Origin of the sequence: Qipengyuania polymorpha (assembly GCF_019711435.1) — a bacterium.
Taxonomy (GTDB): domain Bacteria; phylum Pseudomonadota; class Alphaproteobacteria; order Sphingomonadales; family Sphingomonadaceae; genus Qipengyuania; species Qipengyuania polymorpha.
The window spans coordinates 196,023-210,846 of sequence record NZ_JAIGNK010000003.1 but is presented as its reverse complement, the minus strand read 5'-3'; the positions used below and the strand labels follow the sequence as shown (position 1 = coordinate 210,846).

Sequence of the window (14,824 nt, the reverse complement as noted above, 5' to 3'; positions counted from 1 at the left end):
CAGGAAGCGATTTCGCCCCGGTCTGTGGAGAAAATGGGGAGAAGTAATCACCCCTTCCCGAGGCTTTCGGTGCTAGGCGGGTAGGGCTCCCGCCGACTCGAACACAAAGCGAACAGGCGAGGAAGCGCAGGCCTCGCCATACACGTACAGACAATGGTGGGGCATCATGGATTTCAAAGGCGGAGACGAAGCGGCGATGGGACTGGATCTTGATACGCAGGACACTCTCGAAGACGCTGCTCCCACCAAAGCGGATAAGGCTGTGAGCATGGCGAAACAGGACAAGGGCAGCGAAGAACTCGTCGCCGAAAAGGCGGGTGAGGCAATGGCCGGCGCGATGGCGGCGGTTGCCAAGGCTGCGGTCAAGGAAGACAGCCACAAGATCCTCGACCGCCGGTTCGACGTGAAGACCGAAGCCAGCCGTGACGACCTGCTGACCGAATTCGGCAAGGAAACGCTCGAAGACCGCTACCTGCTGCCCGGTGAAAGCTATCAGGACCTGTTCGCCCGCGTCGCCGATGCCTTTGCCGACGATGCCGACCACGCCCAGCGACTTTACGACTACATCTCGAAGCTCTGGTTCATGCCCGCAACCCCCGTTCTCTCGAACGGCGGCACGCAGCGCGGCCTGCCCATTTCCTGCTACCTCAACTCGGTGAGCGACAGCCTCGACGGCATCGTCAACACCTGGAACGAGAACGTCTGGCTCGCGTCCAAGGGCGGCGGCATCGGCACATACTGGGGCAATGTGCGCGGCATCGGCGAGCCGGTGGGCCTCAACGGCAAGACCAGCGGCATCATTCCCTTCGTGCGCGTGATGGACAGCCTGACGCTGGCTATTTCGCAAGGTTCGCTGCGCCGCGGCTCGGCCGCCTGCTACATCGACATCACCCACCCGGAAATCGAGGAATTCCTCGAAATCCGCAAACCCTCGGGTGACTTCAACCGCAAGGCGCTGAACCTTCACCATGGCGTGCTGGTGACCGACGCTTTCATGGAAGCGGTACGCAATGGCGAGGAATTCGACCTCCTCAGCCCGAAGGACGGCAGTGTCCGCAAGACGGTGGACGCGCGTTCGCTGTTCCAGAAGCTGGTCGAGACCCGCCTCGCCACGGGCGAACCCTATATCGTCTTCTCGGACACGGTGAACCGGATGATGCCCAAGCATCACCGCGAGCTGGGCCTCAAGGTCTCGACCTCGAACCTGTGCGCCGAAATTACGCTCCCGACCGGTATCGACCACCTCGGCAACGACCGCACCGCGGTGTGCTGTCTCTCCTCGCTCAACATCGAGAAGTGGGACGAGTGGAACACCGAGAAGCAGTTCATCGAGGACGTCATGCGCTTCCTCGACAACGTGCTGCAGAACTATATCGACCGCGCGCCCGACGAGATGGCGCGTGCCAAGTATTCGGCGATGCGCGAACGCTCGGTCGGTCTCGGCGTGATGGGCTTCCACTCCTTCCTCCAGCAGAAGGGCATTGGCTTCGAAAGCCCGATGGCCAAGGTCTGGAACCTCAAGATGTTCAAGCACATCCAGGGCAAGGCTTCCGAAGCATCCATGGTCCTCGCGCAGGAACGCGGCGCATGCCCGGACGCGGAAGAAATGGGCGCGATGGAGCGTTTCAGCTGCAAGATGGCGATCGCGCCGACCGCGTCGATCTCGATCATCTGCGGCGGCACCAGCGCCTGCATCGAGCCGATCCCGGCCAATATCTACACCCACAAGACGCTGTCGGGCAGCTTCATCGTGAAGAACCCGTATCTGGAAAAACTCCTCGACAAGAAGAGCAAGAACTCGACCGCGATCTGGAATTCGATCCTTGAGAAGGGCGGCAGCGTCCAGCACCTCGACTTCCTGACCCCGGAAGAAAAGGCGACGTTCAAGACCAGCTTCGAAATCGACCAGCGCTGGCTGCTCGAATTCGCCGCCGACCGCGCGCCCTATATCGACCAGGCGCAGTCGCTGAACCTGTTCATCCCGGCCGATGTCGACAAGTGGGACTTGATGATGCTGCACTTCCAGGCCTGGGAGAAGGGCATCAAGTCGCTCTACTACCTCCGCTCGAAGTCGGTGCAGCGCGCCGGTTTCGCCGGCGGCGTGGAAACCGACAACACCAAGGACGCGACCAAGTTCGAACTGTCCGCCGGTGCCGGGGAGCAGACCGATTACGAGGAATGCCTCGCCTGTCAGTAAGCAGGTTCGGCTGAACCATCGTCCGAGAGACAATTACCGCCCCGCTCGCCATGACGGCCAGCGGGGCGGTTTCGTTTTGCGCGGCTGAGTATCTGGACGGGCAACCCGCAGGACTTGGGAGGAGCCACGGCCCGCCCACTGGCAGGCTGGTCCTCAGGCCGCCAGCCGGTAGCGATTGCGGCCCTCGCTCTTGGCTTGGTAGAGCGCTTCGTCGGCCTTCCTGAGCATTTCGCCCAATACGGGCGCTCCCCCTTCTTCGTGCGCCACGATGCCGATGCTGACGGTGCAGCTGACGGGGGCGGTTTTCCGGCCGTGGTCAATATCGATGCGTTCGACGCCGACGCGAACCTGCTCGGCAAGTTCCAGTGCCTCTGCCGTATCTTCGACGCGCAGCAGACCACGAATTCCTCGCCACCGAAACGTGCAGCCAGCCCTCCATGCCTGCCCGCACAATGGCGCAGCACCTCGGCAACTGCCTGCAGGCATTTGTCACCGGCCTCGTGGCCCCAGCGATCGTTGAAGTTCTTGAAGTGGTCGAGGTCGAGAAGCAGTACCGCTGTGAGCCCGGGGGCGTCCTCGCGACGGGCGGCATAGTCGCGTTCAAAGGCCTGCTCGGCCCAGCGGCGGTTTGCAAGGTCGGTCAATGGATCGAGCATCGACAACTGCGTGAGCCGCGCATTACTCCGTTCGAGCTCGCGTGCGCGGTCCTTCGCCTGGAGAGTGAGCAAGGCATTGCGCCGATCGAGCCAGCGAAACCGCCGGGCAAGCACTCCGGCGCCGGTCGCGACCAACGTCAGGATCAGCAGGAACGTCTCCGCATAGCCTTCGGCCTTCTGCTGGAAAATCACAAGGATGCCTGACGGGATGACCACTGCGGCTATGAACAGCACGATTCCCCGCCTCCGGAACGGCAGCAGCGGTAGCGCGATGCCCAACATCATAATGACGCCTACGGCCATGAAGCTGTCGGCAGGAGGAGGAGCGAAGCCGCTGGCGAAGAGCAGCGTCAGGGAGAATACACTCAGCCCCGCGCCCAGCAGGAACTTCTGCAATGCGAGCCGACTGCGCGGTATGGCCAGGACGGCAAGCAGGACCGGCGCCGTCACCATCAGTCGCACGATGGCGACAAGGCCAAAGTGCTCGGGTATCGTGACAAGGTCGACGGTAAGCGAGATCAGCGCAACCAGCATGCCGAGCACGGCGAGAAAACGGGCTTCGCGATAATGCTGGTCATCGACCGCAGTCTCCAGCGCCGCACGCAGGTGCACGGGGCAGGCAATACGCTTGCCCTTCCACCAGTCGATCATCCCGGCTCCGTCGGAGTGAGTGTCGTCGCGCGCCCGTGTCATCTCTACGCCAATGTTATGCCATGCGAAGCGCTAAGCAATCGTGTCCTTTCCGCCCGAGGATTACGCATAGGAAAAACCCCGCGTGCAAATCTTGCAGGCGGGGCCTTCTTCATGACGGCTTTAGTGCCGGTCACGGCGTTATGCGTCTTCCATGACGGCCTTGTTGCCAAGACCTTCCGGGATGCGTGCACCTTCCTTCAGATAGATGCGATTGTCGTCGATCTTCTCGACGTCGTCGAGCGAGAGGAAGTGGTGCATGTCGTCGCTGCTGTCCGACTTGGTCAGCTTGATGGCGTCGTCCTGTACGTGGTCGACCGTGCCAACATGCTGTCCGCGACAGTCGGTGACTTCCATGTGTTCCTTGATACGTAGCTTCTCAAACATATAAAACCCTTTTGTTTTAAATTGCTTACACTTTACCAACGGGCGCGTAGGGGGATCGGTCCACGCTTCGTCGAAGCTCATGCACGGGTCAGTGAGGAGGGCGCAATCGAGCGCGTTCGGGCGAGAAAAGACGCGCCCTCAAGCAGCGCAACATGCGGTAGGGCTTAAAAAAGTTGACGCCCCGCCTACGAGAGACGGGGCGCCGGGGTTTCGCGAGACATGCCCGCAAAAGGGGAAAACCGGACACGTCCGCTTTAGCCCCGAAACTGTCTAACGCATCAACTGCCCGAAAGGGGCCGGGCCGCATCGGCTGCGGCGCGTTCATCGGGCCGGTCCGAGATTTCGCCGGGCTGTGCGGCGTTGTCCTGGTGGAGCGGCTGGCTGCCCAAGCTGTGCGTGGCGACGTCCTGCTCCATCTGGCCGTCTTCGTCGCGGGCATTGCCATACCCTGCCTGCGCTTGGGCCTGCTTGTTGATGTTGCCGGGCTGGTTGACCTCGTACTGGTCATACTCGGGCCGCGGGCCGCCGACCTGCGCGTCGAGCGCCTGCTGCTGGTTGCCGGGCTGCGCGCCTTCGCCGGGCTGTTTGTCGTGATGGGACATCGAAACTCTCCTTTGCCCTATCAACGGCCCGCGCCGTGTTGCCGTTCCGCAACTGGTCGCACGCGAAGGGCGGGTCCGGCGGGAAATAGTTACCCAGACCTTATCCCCACCGAATCATCCCCCCTTGCCTTCGATTCCGCTCCGTGATTCCCTATATGAGTCGCACACGCACTCACGCCGGAGACACAAGATGTCGTTGCTCGAAGCCAGAAAGACCTACAAGCCCTTCGAATATCCCTGGGCCTATGAATTCTGGAAGCGCCAGCAGCAAATCCACTGGATGCCGGAAGAAGTGCCGCTGGGCGAAGACTGCCGCGACTGGGCGCAGAAGCTGACCGAGCACGAGCGCAACCTCCTCACCCAGATTTTCCGTTTCTTCACCCAGGCCGATGTCGAGGTGCAGGATTGCTATCACGACAAATACGGCCGCGTGTTCAAGCCGACCGAAGTGAAGATGATGCTCACCGCTTTCTCCAACATGGAGACGGTGCACATCGCGGCCTACAGCCACCTGCTCGACACCATCGGCATGCCCGAGAGCGAATATTCCGCCTTCCTCGATTACGAGGAAATGGCCGACAAGCACAATTACATGCAGCAGTTCGGCGTCGACAGCGATGAGGACATCGCCCGCACGCTCGCCATGTTCGGCGCCTTCACCGAAGGCATGCAGCTGTTCGCCAGCTTCGCCATGCTGATGAACTTCCCGCGCTTCAACAAGATGAAGGGCATGGGGCAGATCGTCAGCTGGTCGGTGCGCGACGAGAGCCTGCACTGCGAAGGCATCATCCGCATGTTCCACGAGTTCGTGCGCGAGCGCGACTGCCTGACCAAGGCGGTCAAGGAAGACATCATCGACATCTGCCAGAAGACGGTGCGACTGGAGGACAACTTCATCGACCTCGCCTTCGAGATGGGCCCCGTGTCCGGCATGACGGCGAAGGATATCAAGAAGTACATCCGCTACATCGCCGACTGGCGCCTGGGGCAGCTGAACCTCGACCCGATCTACATGGTTGATGACCACCCGCTCCCCTGGCTCGCCCCGCTGCTGAACGGTGTGGAGCACGCCAACTTCTTCGAAACCCGCGCGACCGAATATTCGAAGGGCGCGACCAAGGGCAACTGGAACGACGTGTGGTCGAGCTTCGACAAGCGCCAGAAAGCCAAGGCCGCGAACGAGGAAGAGGCCGAGACCGACGGCCCGGGCCTGTTCGAGGACGGCGAAGGGGCTGTGGCTGCGGAGTAGGTAGAAATGAATCCAATCGAGAAGATTGGGGCCTACGACTTAATTGTCACGCTTATTCCAGGTCTAATACTGGCCGAAGCATTGCGGACTGCCGGCGTGCCTATTGTCAGTTCTGAAGCTCTGGCTGCCTATGGCGTAACGTCATACATTTTAGGCCTTCTCGCTAGCAGAGCGGGGTCTCTTTTGGTTTCTAAGATCGCTAAGAGATTTCGGTCGGGACCATCTGAGACAGATTGGTACGGTACATTTGTGGCCGCCGAAAAGGCAGATCCAAAAATTCAAACGCTAGTCCAAGTTGCCAATGGTTATCGGTCGCTATGTGGCGGGGTAGTCGTCTATTTCGGAGTTTTAGCTTCGTGGGGAATTGCCGAAGCAATCGGACTAAAAGATCCACTCCGGATGCATTTGGCGGTGGCAGCCCTCGGAATCCTGTTTTTCGTGTCTTACGTGAAGCAAAACAATTACATCTCCGAGCGGACGAAGGCGAACAAAGGTGGCTGAATTAACAATATTTGACGTGCAACATGGTTCATGTGCGCTCTTTACTGCGGACACCGGAAGAACCATTTTAGTTGATTGCGGCACAAACGGAAAATCTGGCTGGACGCCGACAATCGAACTGCAACGACGGGGTATTAAGACCCTCGATATGCTCGTGATCACGAACTATGACGAGGATCATGCAAATGGGTTGCCCGAGCTTCGTAACTCCGGAATCTCCATCTCTTCCCTTTGGCGGTCGAAGAATGTCACCACTGACGAGATTTGCCGTCTCAAATCTGACGATGGGATGGGGCCCGGTATCCGAGAACTCGTAAGCATGGCTGACCAATATACAGGCGAGTATAAGCCAGTTGATTACGGTGCTCTCGAACGAGAAATGTATTACAATCCGTCAGGATCATTTGGCGATGAAAATAACATGAGCGCTGTGACCTTGTTCAAAGTTCACGGCGTAAAATTTGTGTTTCCCGGAGACATGGAGCGTGCAGGCTTTGACCTCATTATGAAACGTTCTGAATTCCGTAATAGCGTCAATGATTGCGGAGTGCTTCTGGCACCACATCACGGGCGAGAAGGTTCCGTCCATCCCGAATTCCTAAAATGCGCTAACCCCTATTGGACTGTCATATCGGATTGCGAACTCAAGCACTTAACGCAAGAAACGCAGTCGGCGTATTACAATGCTAGCCGCGGAGCGGTTTTCAGAGATCGCGAGAGAAAGGTGCTAACCACCCGCGAGGATGGAGATATTACTTTCAATATTTCTTCCGGTGGTTGGTCGGCATCTTGATTGTCAGGTTGATGCGAGATTTCATCGTTCAGCTATGCCGCAATGGAATGGGGTAAGGACGATGGCAGGCCTAGTGCTTGTTCGGGCTGCGACCAGCCGACCGCAAGGGCGACCGCCCGCCCGCAGCGGGTGCGGCTTGCCGCACGTCTAGCGATGACGAACCCGCGGAGGCGGGTTCGAAACACAAAGAATCCTCAACACCATTCGCGCCTCTCCGCGCCCCAGCCCATTTCCTCGGCCAGCCCTGCGCTGACCATGTGCTCTGCCAAGAGGTCGTCGCCGCGGCGGGCTTCGCGTAGTTCGCGGCCCCAGCGGTCGCGCGGGGGATTATCGCCGCCGGTCCAGGTGAAGCGGCCGCGGGCGAGCCAGCGGTGGAGTTCGTCCTTGGCCTCGCGGGCTTTGGCGCGTTCGTATTTGCAGGCCCCGTCCATCTCGGGCGCGTCGTAGCCGGTCAGGCGCACGCGGCGCTGGCCTATCGCCAGCGTGTCGCCGTCGATCACGCAAGGCCCGCTGCCGGGCATGCCGCAGGGGCGGAAGGCTATCGCCACCTCGCTCTGCGGCGGGAGTGTGGGCGGGAACAGCTGGTCCTTGGACAGGAACCAGCCGATGGCGAGCGCGAAGACGAGCGCCGTCACCAAGGCTCCCTTGCCGGGCAAGCGCCTGCGCCTCGCCCGCTTCCATTTCGTGTTGCGCACTCGCGGCCTGTTCGGCGCCGGGCGGCGGCGGAAGGCGGGGGTGGGCGGTCTGCGGCTCATCGCGGCCACGATAACGCGCAGGGGCGCTCGCTCAAACCCTTGCCTTGCGCGCTGCCGGGGCTAGTCACTTGGCACAAGGCGTCCGGAAAATCGGTGCGGGGGCAATGACAGAATACCTCATCTACTATCTCATCGCGGTGAATTTCATCGCCTTCGCCGCCTTCGGTATCGACAAGTCCCTGGCAGAAAGCGGCGGCCGCCGGATCCGCGAGGACACGCTCATCTTCCTCGCCTTCATCGGCGGCTTGCCCGGGGCCTATGCCGGCCGCGCGGCCTTTCGGCACAAGACCCGCAAGAAGAGCTTTTCCGACCGGCTGTTCGTGACCGGCGTACTCCAGCTTTGCGGGGCGGTAGCGATTGGCGCCATGCTCTTCTCGGGCCAATCGCTGCCCGGCATGACACTGTTCGAGACCGAAGAGGAGAAGGCCGCCCGTCTCGCGGTCGAGGCTTCGGTCCATTACGCCGGCTGCAACCAGGTGCGCGCCGCGGGCAAGGCGCCGCTCTATCGCGGCCAGCCCGGCTACCGTGAAGGAATGGATGGCGATGGCGACGGCGTTGCCTGCGAGCCGCATTACTGACGCTGATCCCGCAAGGCGCTCTCCTGCCCGAGCGCTGCTGCCGCTTTCCGGCAATGGGGGGCTTTTCGCGCAATTTCGGGCCCGCGCCCGAAATTTGATCTTGCGCAAAGCGGCGCCCTCCACGCCGCGCTAGAAGGGGTTTCAACACGAACGGAAAGGACCCACAGATGTCGCAGCACACCCCCAACGCCCTCACCGAAATCTTCAAGCGCGAACGCGACCTCGTCACGCGGCTCAAGCAGGAGGATGGCCATTTCGCCCGTCTCGCGGACGATTATCATGATGCCAATCGCGCGGTTCACCGCATCGAGGCGGAGGCGGAAGCTGCGAGCGACGAGCGCACCGAGCAGCTGAAGAAGAAGCGTCTCGGCCTGCTCGACGAGATCACCGCGATCGTCGCGCGCGAACGCGGCGCAGCCTGAGGGTACGGCGCAAGGAGAAACGGCCCGCGTCCCTTCGGGAGGCGGGCCGCTTGCTGTGGGTGGGTATGTCCCGAGGGGCGATTGGTATGGCACCGGTCGCTCCCGCCGCCTCACCCCTGCCGCTATCGGCCAGGCCCTAGAACAAGAGCGTCTTGGGATCGGGCATCGGTTCCTGCTTCGAAGCTTTCACAAGGCTCAGCACGCTGCGCACCCCGAACCAGATGGCAATCAGCGGGAACAGGAAAAAGCCGATAATCACGAACATCAGCACCACGGCCGCGATGCTCGCGAGGAAAGAGAACCAGAAGGTGCGGATGAGATAAGTGTAGTGCGATTCCGCCCAGGTGCCTCGCGCCTCGCCCTCCCAGATATGCGCCAGCACCACGCCCACCAGACCGGTGATCCCGGTCAGGAAACTGGCGAGGTAAAGCGCGCCGACAATCACCGGGCGATTGCTGTCGACGCCCGATGCGTTGCTGCTGCGCGCCGGCGGCTGCGTGCCGAAACCCTCGCGGTCAGCGCCTACGTCGATACGACCGCTCTCGCGGGATTGCTGCGAATTGTCCATCTTGCGTCCCTCCCTAAGGTGCATGGGGCAGATTACAGGCTGCGGGGCTTGACGCAAGGGCGTGGTGTATTAGATAGGCAACTCACCTTTGAGGGAGAGTTCGTTTGACCATCATGTCCGCCATCCTGCTGGCGCAGGCCGCTGCCGCCGTCCCCGCCGATACCCCGCCGCCCATGCCCACGGGCGAGGAGATGGTGAGCCGCATCGAAGCGAATGATGCGCGGCTGTTCTGGGGCTTCTTCGAAGGCTGCGATCCCGATGCGGTGGCGGACCTCGTGCATGAGGATTTCCGCATGGTGCACGACCTCGTCGGCCTGCCGCTCGCCAGCGGGAAGCAAATGGTCGACCAGGCGCGCGAGGCCTGCGAGGCGCGTGCGCCGGGCGGCAAGAACGAGGGCTACAAGAACCGCCGCTTGCTGGTTCCGGGCAGCCGCACCATCAAGAAGCTGGGCGACTGGGGCGCGCTGGAAGAGGCGCACCACACCTTCTTGGAATGGCGCGGCAAGGAAAAGGGCTGGGTTCAGACCGGCGGCGGGCGCTACCTGCACATCTGGCAATGGATGCCCGAAGAAGGCCGTTTCCGCCTGCTCGAAAGCCTCAGCCTCGACCACGGTCCGGCGCCTGCCTATCCCCCTGAAACCGCTCGCTGACGCAGGCGAACCGCCTTGTGCGCCGCCGACATGAGCAGCGCGCGGGCATAGGGGCGGTGGAAGGGCACGAGCGCGCGAAAAGCGAGGTTCTCGCTGCGGGCGGCGGCGTGCATACCGTGACGCGCCATGATGGCGGTGCCGAAGGACAGGGTGGTGAAATCGGCCGAGGGCGTGACTGCCAGCCAGCAGCGTGTCCGGCCGGCGAAATCCTCGAGGAGGATCTCGTTCTCGCGGCGCTCGACCTGAGTCCACGCCGCGAAGTTCTGCGCCGCTCCCATCGCCAGCAGCAAAGCTTCTCCATCGGTCCCGCCACGACCGATGGCCGCTAACGCCAGCCGCTCTGCGCGGAACGCCTTGCTGGTGAAGAATGCTTCGATGAGGTGGGCGAGGCCGATGCCGGCCGCCACATCGCAATCCCAGCGATCGACATAGGCGCGCTCGCCCGGCGCGGTGAGCAGCAGGCTTTCGGGAGGCCGCGTCCCCTCGCGGACGCGGCCTACCAGCCCCATGCGGGCGGTGGCGGTGCGACCGCTTCGCTGGCGTCGAACTCGACGCGGAACAGGCGGGTGGGGTCGTTGCGGCGGGTGAGCTGGTAGACAAAGCGCGCGTCCTCGTCGCTCGCCGGGTCGACTTCGACGCGCCAGACATTGGTCAGCGATGCGCCGAGGCCGTTGTCGCCGAACAGCGCAATCGAATAGCCGTCGACCGGGAAGTCCTGCGCGCGCGCCGTGCCCTTGTCTTGGGTCAGCCCGCCATAGAAGGTGACCGTGTCGGGCTCGCCATCCTCGTGGCGGTGGTCGTGCTTCAGTTCGAGGCCGATGGGCGTGGCGCGCGCGGCGTTCTCGATATACTGGCGCGAGATAATCCAGGTGCGCGAGCGGTCCCAGACCGGATTTCCGACCGAGGTCTCCAGACCGCTTTCGGTGTGGAAGGCGATGGCGACCTTGCGCTCGTCGCAGGCGGCCCAATGGGCAATCATCGCGCGGCCCTTCCAGTCGGCATCGCGCGCATCTTCGCTGACAAGCTGTCCGCGATAGGCCTTGCCGCAATGGCTCTGCAGCGCGTCCCAGAAGGCTTCCTGCGCGGAGGGCAGGCGCGCGCCTTGCGCAGTGGTGCAGGCAGCGAGCGGCAGCGCGGCGAGGAGTATGAGTGTGCGTTTCATCAGCCAAGCCTAGCGCGTCTTGCACGCAGCGAACAGATGATTGGCTTCCACCGCGGCCCCACGCCAGCTAGGGCGGCAGGAAAGCGATGAACGAGACCGACACCATGACCCTCACCGATGCCAGCGCCAAGGCCCAGACGCTTATCGAGGCGCTGCCCTATTTCCAGCGTTACGCAGGCCGCAGCTTCGTGGTGAAATACGGCGGCAACGCCATGGGCGACGAGGATGCCGCGCGCGAATTTGCCGAGGACGTAGTGTTGCTGAAGGCAGTCGGTATCAACCCGGTGGTGGTCCACGGTGGCGGCCCGCAAATTGGTGCGATGCTGGAGAAACTGGGCGTGGAAACGCGCTTCGTCGACGGTCTCAGGGTGACCGACAAGGCAACAGCGGAGGTCGCCGAAATGGTCCTCTCGGGCGCGATCAACAAGGCCATTGTCGGATCGATTGCGCGCGCGGGCGGCAAGGCAATGGGCATTTCGGGCAAAGACGGCGGGCTGGTCACCGCGCGCAAGGTCGAGCGCACAACCAAGGACCCCGAAAGCCATATCGAGAAGGCGCTGGACCTCGGCTTCGTGGGCGAGCCCAGCGCGGTCGACACGACCATCATCGAGACTGCGACGGCGGCGGGCATGATACCCGTGATTGCGCCCATCGGCACTGGCGAGGACGGCCACACCTACAACATTAACGCCGACACCATGGCGGGCGCGCTGGCCTCGGCGCTGGGTGCGGCGCGCCTACTCCTGCTGACCGATGTCGACGGGGTGCTGGACAAACAGGGCAAGCTCCTTACCGACCTCACGCCAGCCGACATTGCGGCCCTGCGCGAGGACGGGACCATCAGCGGCGGGATGATTCCCAAGCTCGAAACCTGCGTGACGGCGGTGGAGGCAGGCTGCGAGGCGGCGGTGGTGCTCGACGGGCGGGTGCCGCATGCGATGCTGCTCGAATTCTTCACCGCGCGGGGCGCAGGGACGCTGATAAGCGCAGACCAATAAGCGCACACTTGGGGGGTGGCGGCCTCGCGCGGCCTCTTGTAGAGGCGTTTGCCTACGGGACTGTCCTTTTCCAGACGGGGTTCGACCTAAGTGCTCATTACGCTCTACCAAATCGTTTCGATGATCGCGTCCGTCTTCGTGATGCTCATCATCATCCAGTTCATCATCGGCCTGCTGTTTGCCTTCAACGTGGTCGGTCGCAACGAATTCCTGCTCGGCTTCTACGATGGCATCAACCGCCTGCTCGACCCCATTTTGCGGCCCATCCGCAATCTGATGCCCAACACCGGCATGGTCGATTTCTCGCCGCTGGTGGTCATCATCCTGCTGCAGATCATCCTCATCGTCCTCGAAAACATCGTGTACGCCGCATGACCGCTGAACGTATCGACGGAAAAGCCTTTGCCGCGCTGCTGCGCGAGCGAGTAGGCGCGCTGGCCACGCAGTTCGAGCACAAGGCTGGCCGCAAGGCCGGCCTCGCCGTGGTGCTGGTGGGCGAAGACCCGGCGAGCCAGGTCTATGTGCGCAGCAAGCACAAGGCGACCGTGGCCGCAGGCATGGAAAGCTTCGAGCATCGCCTGCCCGCCGACACCAGCGAGGCGGACCTTCTTGCGCTGGTCGAGCAGCTCAATGCCGACGAGGCGGTGGACGGCATCCTCGTCCAGCTTCCGCTGCCCGGCCATCTCGACGACCAGGCGGTGATTGCCGCCATCAGCCCCGACAAGGACGTCGACGGCTTCCACGTCACCAATGCGGGCCGCCTCGCGGTCGGGCAGAGCGGATTCGTGCCCTGCACGCCGCTGGGCTGCATGATGCTGCTGACCGACCGGCTTGGCGATTTGTCGGGCCTCGAGGCGGTGGTCATCGGGCGCTCCAACATCGTCGGCAAGCCGATGGCGCAGCTGCTGCTCGACGCCAACGCCACCGTCACAATCGCGCATAGCCGAACGAAGGATTTGCCCGGCGTGGTCAAGCGCGCCGATATCGTGGTTGCCGCCGTGGGGCGCGCGGAAATGGTCAAGGCCGAATGGCTGAAGGACGGCGCGACCGTCATCGACGTCGGCATCAACCGCCTGCCTCCCGCCGAGGGCGAGGAGAAGGGGCGGCTGGTCGGCGATGTCGACTATGCGGGCGCAGAAGGCGTGGCTTCGGCCATCACTCCCGTTCCCGGCGGCGTGGGTCCGATGACCATCGCCGTGCTGCTCAGGAACACGCTGGTCGCGGCCTATCGCAATGCGGGCCTCGCGGTGCCCGAGATCCTGTGATGCTGCGCGCTGCCATACTCGGCCTCACGCTCGTTTCGCTGACCGCCTGCACGGCCACCGGCCCGCGCACGCCCTATGGCCGCTTCATGGAAGCGCGCGCCAATCCGGGCAAGGTCGTCGCCACCGAGCTCGCCTTCGCCCGCGCGGCGCAGGAAGACGGGCAGTGGACCGCCTTTGCCGAATATGCGGCCGACGGCGGACTGCTGTTCGGACGCAATGGCGCCATCGAGGCCAAGCCGTGGCTCAAGGCGCAGGAAAACCCGCCTGCTGCCGTCCAGTGGGAGCCGCACCGCGTGTGGTCGAGCTGCGACGGGTCGCTTGCCGTGACGCAGGGCGGCTTCGTCGACCCCGAGGGCCAGGTCGGCACTTTCAACACCGTTTGGCAGCGGCAGTCCGACGGCGAATATCGCTGGGTGTTCGACTTCGGCTATCCGCAGGACGAGGCGCCAGTGAAGCCCGACATGATCGCCTCGAATGTGGCGAGCTGCGACCAGCGCCTCGCCGCTCCCGCGGTGGAGCAGGGCGCGCGCGTTTCGACATCGCAGGACGGCACGCTTGCATGGAGCTTCCACCTCGTGGGCGAGGGCGAGCGGCGCTACGACGTCTGGCTTGCCGGTGAAGACGGCTGGCGGCAGGTCGTCGATGTGAACCTCGCAGCGGATCGCTCCGAATGACCCAGCTCTTCCTCTCCGCCTTCATCACGCTTTTCGTGGTCATCGACCCGCCGGGCTGCGCACCGATCTACGCAGGCCTGACCAAGGGCGCGACGCAGGCCCAGCGCCGCAACATGGCTATTCGCGCGACCTTTATCGCGGGGGTCATCCTGTTGATCTTCGCGCTCTTCGGCGAACAATTGCTGGGCGCGCTGCACATCGACCTCGACAGCTTCCGTATCGCGGGCGGCCTCATGCTGTTCTGGATTGCCTTCGAAATGGTCTTCGAAAAACGCACCCAGCGCCGCGAGGAGCGGGCAGAGAAAGTCGCAGCCACACCGGAGGTGGAGGACGTTTCCATCTTCCCCATGGCCATCCCCATGCTGGCCGGGCCGGGCGCGATTGCGGCCATCATGCTGCTGATGAACGAGGCGGACGACCTAGCGCAGACATTCACCGTCCTCGGCGCGCTGGCAGCGGCGCTGTTCATCACGATGCTTGCCCTGATCGCTGCGGGCCCGCTGATGCGGCTGTTCGGCGACAAGGTGGAAGCAGCGATCACCCGCGTGCTTGGCGTGCTGCTGGCAGCGCTTGCGGCTCAGTATGTGATCGACGGGCTGAGAGGGTCCTTCAACCTTTGAGAAAACGGTTCGCGATTAGCGAACCGCAAGGGCGGAAGCGAAGTAGAAGACTTAGCT

General features: G+C 62.9%; 19 protein-coding genes. 12 read left to right on the top strand and 7 right to left on the bottom strand.

From position 1 onward, the window contains the following. The first annotated feature begins 166 nt into the window (after nucleotides 1–166). The gene (locus K3152_RS09815; protein ID WP_221573941.1) at nucleotides 167–2,197 is read left to right on the top strand and encodes a ribonucleoside-diphosphate reductase subunit alpha; all 2,031 of its coding nucleotides are present in this window, start codon (nucleotides 167–169) and stop codon (nucleotides 2,195–2,197) included. Here K3152_RS09815 and K3152_RS09810 read toward each other — a convergent pair. The 3 genes from K3152_RS09810 to K3152_RS09800 form a co-directional block, all read right to left on the bottom strand. Next, nucleotides 2,191–3,546, bottom strand: a complete 1,356-nt coding sequence (locus K3152_RS09810) for a GGDEF domain-containing protein (RefSeq protein WP_221573940.1) — start codon at nucleotides 3,544–3,546, stop codon at nucleotides 2,191–2,193. The two genes, K3152_RS09815 and K3152_RS09810, sit on opposite strands and share 7 nt — an antisense overlap. 138 nt (nucleotides 3,547–3,684) lie before the next feature. Continuing rightward, nucleotides 3,685–3,930, bottom strand: coding sequence for a DUF2171 domain-containing protein (locus tag K3152_RS09805; protein ID WP_221573939.1), 246 nt, complete (start codon nucleotides 3,928–3,930; stop codon nucleotides 3,685–3,687). 278 nt (nucleotides 3,931–4,208) lie between these two features. Next, complete coding sequence (locus K3152_RS09800; protein ID WP_221573938.1) at nucleotides 4,209–4,532, bottom strand: hypothetical protein; 324 nt, start codon at nucleotides 4,530–4,532, stop codon at nucleotides 4,209–4,211. A gap of 190 nt (nucleotides 4,533–4,722) precedes the next feature. On the opposite strand from K3152_RS09800, the gene K3152_RS09795 reads away from it, so the two are divergent. The 3 genes from K3152_RS09795 to K3152_RS09785 are packed head-to-tail and all read left to right on the top strand — an operon-like array spanning nucleotide 4,723 to nucleotide 7,075. Continuing rightward, complete coding sequence (locus K3152_RS09795) at nucleotides 4,723–5,781, top strand: ribonucleotide-diphosphate reductase subunit beta (RefSeq protein WP_221573937.1); 1,059 nt, start codon at nucleotides 4,723–4,725, stop codon at nucleotides 5,779–5,781. A gap of 6 nt (nucleotides 5,782–5,787) precedes the next feature. Next, nucleotides 5,788–6,282, top strand: a complete 495-nt coding sequence (locus K3152_RS09790; protein ID WP_221573936.1) for a hypothetical protein — start codon at nucleotides 5,788–5,790, stop codon at nucleotides 6,280–6,282. After that, nucleotides 6,275–7,075 (top strand): ComEC/Rec2 family competence protein, encoded by an 801-nt coding sequence (locus K3152_RS09785; protein WP_221573935.1) that lies wholly within the window; start codon nucleotides 6,275–6,277, stop codon nucleotides 7,073–7,075. The genes K3152_RS09790 and K3152_RS09785 overlap by 8 nt, the downstream gene beginning before the upstream one ends. Nucleotides 7,076–7,269: 194 nt before the next feature. On the opposite strand, the gene K3152_RS09780 is transcribed toward K3152_RS09785, so the two are convergent. Next, entirely contained in the window at nucleotides 7,270–7,710 is a 441-nt protein-coding gene (locus K3152_RS09780; RefSeq protein ID WP_221573934.1) for a thermonuclease family protein, read from the bottom strand. Between the two features lie 224 nt (nucleotides 7,711–7,934). Here K3152_RS09780 and K3152_RS14340 point away from each other — a divergent pair, with 224 nt between their 5' ends. Continuing rightward, nucleotides 7,935–8,408, top strand: a complete 474-nt coding sequence (locus tag K3152_RS14340) for a DUF1294 domain-containing protein (RefSeq protein WP_345719793.1) — start codon at nucleotides 7,935–7,937, stop codon at nucleotides 8,406–8,408. A 167-nt stretch (nucleotides 8,409–8,575) separates the two neighbouring features. Further along, a complete protein-coding gene (locus K3152_RS09765) occupies nucleotides 8,576–8,830 on the top strand; it encodes an HP1242/YdcH family protein (RefSeq protein WP_221573933.1) in 255 nt (84 codons plus the stop codon). 136 nt (nucleotides 8,831–8,966) lie between these two features. Here the strand turns inward: K3152_RS09765 and K3152_RS09760 are convergent, their stop codons facing one another. Continuing rightward, the gene (locus K3152_RS09760) at nucleotides 8,967–9,398 is read right to left on the bottom strand and encodes a DUF4870 family protein (RefSeq protein ID WP_247713339.1); all 432 of its coding nucleotides are present in this window, start codon (nucleotides 9,396–9,398) and stop codon (nucleotides 8,967–8,969) included. A gap of 113 nt (nucleotides 9,399–9,511) precedes the next feature. Between K3152_RS09760 and K3152_RS09755 the strand changes: the two genes are divergently transcribed. Beyond that, complete coding sequence (locus tag K3152_RS09755; RefSeq protein ID WP_247713384.1) at nucleotides 9,512–10,048, top strand: DUF4440 domain-containing protein; 537 nt, start codon at nucleotides 9,512–9,514, stop codon at nucleotides 10,046–10,048. On the opposite strand, the gene K3152_RS09750 is transcribed toward K3152_RS09755, so the two are convergent. After that, nucleotides 10,024–10,557, bottom strand: a complete 534-nt coding sequence (locus K3152_RS09750; protein ID WP_221573931.1) for a hypothetical protein — start codon at nucleotides 10,555–10,557, stop codon at nucleotides 10,024–10,026. The genes K3152_RS09755 and K3152_RS09750 overlap by 25 nt on opposite strands. After that, the gene (locus K3152_RS09745) at nucleotides 10,545–11,210 is read right to left on the bottom strand and encodes a hypothetical protein (protein WP_221573930.1); all 666 of its coding nucleotides are present in this window, start codon (nucleotides 11,208–11,210) and stop codon (nucleotides 10,545–10,547) included. The genes K3152_RS09750 and K3152_RS09745 overlap by 13 nt, the downstream gene beginning before the upstream one ends. An 86-nt stretch (nucleotides 11,211–11,296) precedes the next feature. Here K3152_RS09745 and argB point away from each other — a divergent pair, with 86 nt between their 5' ends. From argB to K3152_RS09720, 5 genes are all read left to right on the top strand, one after another. Then, nucleotides 11,297–12,208 carry an acetylglutamate kinase gene (gene argB / locus K3152_RS09740; RefSeq protein ID WP_425594675.1) on the top strand — a complete coding sequence of 304 codons (912 nt, stop codon included), beginning with the start codon at nucleotides 11,297–11,299 and terminating at the stop codon, nucleotides 12,206–12,208. 90 nt (nucleotides 12,209–12,298) lie between these two features. Continuing rightward, a complete protein-coding gene (locus K3152_RS09735; RefSeq protein ID WP_345719792.1) occupies nucleotides 12,299–12,583 on the top strand; it encodes a YggT family protein in 285 nt (94 codons plus the stop codon). Next, nucleotides 12,580–13,473 carry a bifunctional methylenetetrahydrofolate dehydrogenase/methenyltetrahydrofolate cyclohydrolase FolD gene (gene folD, locus K3152_RS09730; RefSeq protein WP_221573929.1) on the top strand — a complete coding sequence of 298 codons (894 nt, stop codon included), beginning with the start codon at nucleotides 12,580–12,582 and terminating at the stop codon, nucleotides 13,471–13,473. The genes K3152_RS09735 and folD overlap by 4 nt, the downstream gene beginning before the upstream one ends. Further along, nucleotides 13,473–14,147, top strand: coding sequence for a hypothetical protein (locus K3152_RS09725; protein ID WP_221573928.1), 675 nt, complete (start codon nucleotides 13,473–13,475; stop codon nucleotides 14,145–14,147). The genes folD and K3152_RS09725 overlap by 1 nt, the downstream gene beginning before the upstream one ends. Then, nucleotides 14,144–14,767, top strand: coding sequence for a MarC family protein (locus K3152_RS09720; protein WP_221573927.1), 624 nt, complete (start codon nucleotides 14,144–14,146; stop codon nucleotides 14,765–14,767). The genes K3152_RS09725 and K3152_RS09720 overlap by 4 nt, the downstream gene beginning before the upstream one ends. Nucleotides 14,768–14,824 lie beyond the last annotated feature (57 nt).

Excerpts from the sequence above, each read along its gene's own strand:
- K3152_RS09750 (WP_221573931.1), bottom strand. The coding sequence starts at position 10,557 with ATGGGGCTGGTAGGCCGCGTCCGCGAGGGGACGCGGCCTCCCGAAAGC.
- K3152_RS09795 (WP_221573937.1), top strand. The coding sequence starts at position 4,723 with ATGTCGTTGCTCGAAGCCAGAAAGACCTACAAGCCCTTCGAATATCCC.
- K3152_RS09815 (WP_221573941.1), top strand. The coding sequence starts at position 167 with ATGGATTTCAAAGGCGGAGACGAAGCGGCGATGGGACTGGATCTTGAT.
- K3152_RS09800 (WP_221573938.1), bottom strand. The coding sequence starts at position 4,532 with ATGTCCCATCACGACAAACAGCCCGGCGAAGGCGCGCAGCCCGGCAAC.
- K3152_RS09805 (WP_221573939.1), bottom strand. The coding sequence starts at position 3,930 with ATGTTTGAGAAGCTACGTATCAAGGAACACATGGAAGTCACCGACTGT.
- K3152_RS09720 (WP_221573927.1), top strand. The coding sequence starts at position 14,144 with ATGACCCAGCTCTTCCTCTCCGCCTTCATCACGCTTTTCGTGGTCATC.
- K3152_RS09810 (WP_221573940.1), bottom strand. The coding sequence starts at position 3,546 with ATGACACGGGCGCGCGACGACACTCACTCCGACGGAGCCGGGATGATC.
- K3152_RS09755 (WP_247713384.1), top strand. The coding sequence starts at position 9,512 with ATGTCCGCCATCCTGCTGGCGCAGGCCGCTGCCGCCGTCCCCGCCGAT.
- K3152_RS14340 (WP_345719793.1), top strand. The coding sequence starts at position 7,935 with ATGACAGAATACCTCATCTACTATCTCATCGCGGTGAATTTCATCGCC.
- K3152_RS09765 (WP_221573933.1), top strand. The coding sequence starts at position 8,576 with ATGTCGCAGCACACCCCCAACGCCCTCACCGAAATCTTCAAGCGCGAA.
- K3152_RS09790 (WP_221573936.1), top strand. The coding sequence starts at position 5,788 with ATGAATCCAATCGAGAAGATTGGGGCCTACGACTTAATTGTCACGCTT.
- K3152_RS09760 (WP_247713339.1), bottom strand. The coding sequence starts at position 9,398 with ATGGACAATTCGCAGCAATCCCGCGAGAGCGGTCGTATCGACGTAGGC.
- K3152_RS09725 (WP_221573928.1), top strand. The coding sequence starts at position 13,473 with ATGCTGCGCGCTGCCATACTCGGCCTCACGCTCGTTTCGCTGACCGCC.
- K3152_RS09745 (WP_221573930.1), bottom strand. The coding sequence starts at position 11,210 with ATGAAACGCACACTCATACTCCTCGCCGCGCTGCCGCTCGCTGCCTGC.
- folD (WP_221573929.1), top strand. The coding sequence starts at position 12,580 with ATGACCGCTGAACGTATCGACGGAAAAGCCTTTGCCGCGCTGCTGCGC.
- argB (WP_425594675.1), top strand. The coding sequence starts at position 11,297 with ATGAACGAGACCGACACCATGACCCTCACCGATGCCAGCGCCAAGGCC.